This window comes from Streptomyces sp. NPDC047002 (assembly GCF_040704505.1).
Taxonomy (GTDB): domain Bacteria; phylum Actinomycetota; class Actinomycetes; order Streptomycetales; family Streptomycetaceae; genus Streptomyces.
On sequence record NZ_JBEYWC010000061.1, the window covers coordinates 1 to 3,670 of the forward strand.

Annotated in this window: 2 protein-coding genes; both read left to right on the top strand. The window is 78.5% G+C overall.

Features of this window, described 5'->3' with window-relative positions; translation table 11 throughout:
- Positions 1–544: 544 nt before the first annotated feature.
- On the top strand, positions 545–1,693 hold the full coding sequence (gene cobA, locus AB0910_RS30880; RefSeq protein ID WP_366747972.1) for a uroporphyrinogen-III C-methyltransferase: 1,149 nt from the start codon (positions 545–547) through the stop codon (positions 1,691–1,693).
- Complete coding sequence (bluB, locus tag AB0910_RS30885) at positions 1,690–3,429, top strand: 5,6-dimethylbenzimidazole synthase (protein ID WP_366747973.1); 1,740 nt, start codon at positions 1,690–1,692, stop codon at positions 3,427–3,429. Before cobA ends, bluB begins: the two co-directional genes overlap by 4 nt.
- Positions 3,430–3,670 lie beyond the last annotated feature (241 nt).

Consider the following 3,670-nt stretch of genomic DNA (forward strand, 5'->3'; position numbering starts at 1 on the left):
CTCGCTCTGTCGCCCTCGTCCGATGGACCGTACGTGAACGTGAGATATCAGCGTACGTCGCGATCGTGCGTTCTGCCTCGGTCGAGCCATGGTAGGCGATCGCGCGGAAACGCCCCGGTGCCCGCGGGGGGAGCGGGGCCGCCGCTGCCGCTTCCCCGTCCCTGCGCACGGCCGCGCGCGCATACGACCGTACGCGACCAGCGGGTTGACGCCCCCGGGGCGGTGTGGTGGTATCGCCGCACACGACGGCAGCGCGGGAAGTCGGTGCGAATCCGACGCGGACCCGGCCCTGTGACCTGGCGCCGCCCCGTTCCGACCGCGGCCGGTGCCGCGCCGGGCGGCGGGCGGCGGCCTGGAAGCCAGCGACGCGCACCGCCGGTCCCCCCCCCGCAGGCAGCGCGCGGGCCCGCCGCGAGCGGGCACCCGCGGCGGCGGCCCCGGCGCCCGCGCCAGGACCGTACGCCGGCACACCTCTTCGCCGTCCCCCCACTCCGACGCCGGACGAGCGGCGTGGCCGGCCGGGTGGCGGCGGGAATGGAGACCCATGACCAGGCCGCAGCCCCCGTACCCGCAGACGCGCAACCGTCCCGCCGTGGTGGTCGGGCGCGGCCCCGCCGCCGCTGCCGCGGCCTCGGCGCTGCTCGGCGCGTGCGCCCGGGTGAGAGTCGTGGCGGAGGCGGGCCGCGACCTGACGCCGTCGCTCGCCGACCTGGTGGCGCGCGGCCGGGTCGAGCTGGTGGCCGACGGCTACCGCCCGGACGTGCTCGACGGCGCATGGGTGGTGTGTCCGCGCGCCGACACCGAGGACGAGAACCGTGCGGTACGCGCCGACGCCCGCGCCGCCCGCGTCTGGTGCCTCGACCCGCGGGCCGGGCAGGACCACGGGCCCGGCCCCGGCTCGGTCACCATCGTCGGCGGCGGCCCGGGCGACCCGGACCTGATCACCGTGCGCGGCCTGCGGGCGCTCGAACGCGCCGACGTCGTCGTCTACGACCGGCTCGCTCCGGTGTCCCTGCTGGCCGGGCTGCCTGCGTCGGTCCTGCTGGTGGACGCGGCGAAGGTGCCGGGCGGCAGCGCGATGCCCCAGCGGGAGATCAACCGCCACCTGGTCGAGCACGCCCGGCTCGGCAGGCGGGTCGTGCGGCTCAAGGGCGGCGACCCGTTCGTGTTCGGGCGCGGCATGGAGGAGGTCGAGGCGTGTCTCGCGGCGGGGCTCGCCGTCGACGTGGTCCCCGGGGTGACGAGCGCCGTGGGCGTGCCGGGCCTCGCCGGGATCTCCCTGACCCACCGCGGCCTCGGGTACGCGTTCACCGTCGTCTCCGGCCATCTCGCGCCCGACTCGCCCCTGCCGGGGCCCGACTGGGCCGCGCTGGCCCGCTCGGGCACCACCCTGGTGCTGATGATGGCCGTCGAGACCCTGCCCTCCATCACCGGGGCGCTGCTCGCCGCAGGCATGGATCCGCAGACGCCCACGGCCACCGTCCAGGACGGGGGCTCGCCGCGGCAGACGGTGCTGCGCTCGGCGCTCGGCAGCCTCGCCCAGGACGCCGCGGGCGTGCACCCGCCCGCGGTCACGGTGATCGGCCCGGTGGCCGCCCGCCTCGCGGACGCCGCCTGGCCCGCGCCGCCGCAGAAGGGCGCGGCGACGGCGCAGTACCTGTCGGTCCTCACCGGCGAACGGGGCGGGGCGTGACCTGGGCGAGGCCGGTGCCGGTCATCGGCGACGCGACGTCGGCCGCCGCCCGCGCCGGGGACCCCAGGGCCTGGGCCCTGCCGCAGGAGCGGCGCGACGCGCTGTACGAGGTGGTCGCGGCGCGCCGCGACATCCGGCGCTTCAGGCCCGACCCCGTGCCGCCCGACGTGCTCGGGCGCGTGCTGGCCGCGGCCCACGCCGCCCCCTCGGTCGGCCACTCCCAGCCGTGGCGCTTCATCGTCGTCGAGGACGCGGAGATCAGGGAGCGGGCCGCCGTGCTGACCGACCGCGCGCGGCACGTGCAGGCCGCGGGACTCGACCCCGAGTCCGCACGCCGCCTGCTCGACCTGCAGCTCGAAGGGGTGCGCGAGGCGCCCTGCGGGGTGGTGGTCTGCTGCGACCGCCGCGCCCCCGCCGCCGGGGTGCTCGGCCGGGCGACCTTCCCCGACGCCGACCTGTGGTCCTGCGCCTGCGCGATCGAGAACCTGTGGCTCGCGGCGCGCGCCGAGGGGCTCGGCCTCGGCTGGGTCACCCTCTTCGAACCCGCCGACCTGGCAGGGCTGCTCGGCCTGCCGGAAGGGGTGGTGACGCTCGGCTGGCTCTGCCTCGGCTGGCCCGACGAGCGTCCCCCCGCGCCGGGGCTCGAACGCACCGGCTGGTCGCGGCGGTTGCCGCTCGACGAGGTGGTCTTCCGCGACCGGTGGCCGGCCGGGGCGCGCCCCGCCGCGCCCCGCTCCCGGCTGCGGGCGCCCGACCAGCGTGCGGTCGTCTCGGTGCGCGACGAGGCCGACCGGCTGCTGACGCCCCCAGGGGCGCTCGGCGTGCTCGACCGGGCCGTGGACCGGGTGCTCGCCCTCGGCCACCCGCGCCCCGCCGCGGGGAGCCTGCTGCTCGCCGGCGCCGACCACCCGGTGTGCCGGCACGGCGTCTCCGCCTACGGCACGTCGGTCACCCGGGAGGTGCTTGCCGCGGCCGTGGCCGGCGAGGCGGCGGGGACCGTCGCCGCGCGCACCGCGGGCCTTGCGCCCTGTGTGGTGGACGCGGGCGTCGAAGGCGGGCCCGTGCCCGGCGCGGTCGGCGCGCGGCCGGTCGGGGAGCGCGGCGACCTGGTCGGCGCCGACGCCCTCGGCCCCGACGACGCGGCGGCGCTCGTCAGCAGGGGCCGCGCGCTCGGCGGGCGCCTCGCGCGGGACGGCCTGGTGGCGCTCGGCGAGGTGGGGACCGGCAACACCACGGTGGCCGCGGCGCTCGCCGCCGCGCTGCTCGGACTCGGCCCCGAGGAGGCGGTCGGGCTCGGCTCGGGCGCCGACTCCCGCACGGTGGACCGCAAGAGGGACGTGGTCGGTGCGGCGCTTGCGCGGGCCCGCCGTGCGCACGGCGGCCGACTCCGCGATCCGCTGGTGCTGTTGGCCGCGCTGGGCGGCCCGGAGATCGCCGTGCTTGCGGGCGCCGCGCTCGGCGCGGCGGCCGGGGGAGCAGCCGTCGTGCTCGACGGGCTCGCGACCGGCGTGGCAGCCGCACTGGCCGTGCGGCTCGAACCCGCCGTCTCCGCCCACCTCGTGGCAGGGCAGCGCAGCCGCGAGGGCGCCCATGCCCCGCTGCTGCGGCACCTCGGCCTCGAACCCCTGCTCGACCTGCGCATCCGGGCGGGCGAAGGGGTGGGCGCCTGCCTGGCGGCGGGTCTCCTCCAGGACGCCGTGGCTCTGCGGGCCTCCACCGCGAGGACCTCCGGCTGACCCGCCGCCGTGCCGGCGGCACGACCGTACGCGCACGTCAGCAATTTCACGGCGGGAAGCGGCGGCCGGCGCAAGCCACCGATCTTGCCGCACACGGCAGGGTGACCGGTACGTTCTTCCTCCGCCGACCACAAACCTGACGTGCGTGTACGATTCTTGCGGGCCTGTCGTCGCGGAGCGACCCGGCTGCGGCGGGCGCGGAGGGGCGGACCGGGTTCCCGAGCGGGGTGAGCGAGCAGAA

Bases quoted from the DNA above. Each gene is read 5' to 3' on its own strand.
- cobA (WP_366747972.1), top strand. From the start codon at position 545: ATGACCAGGCCGCAGCCCCCGTACCCGCAGACGCGCAACCGTCCCGCC.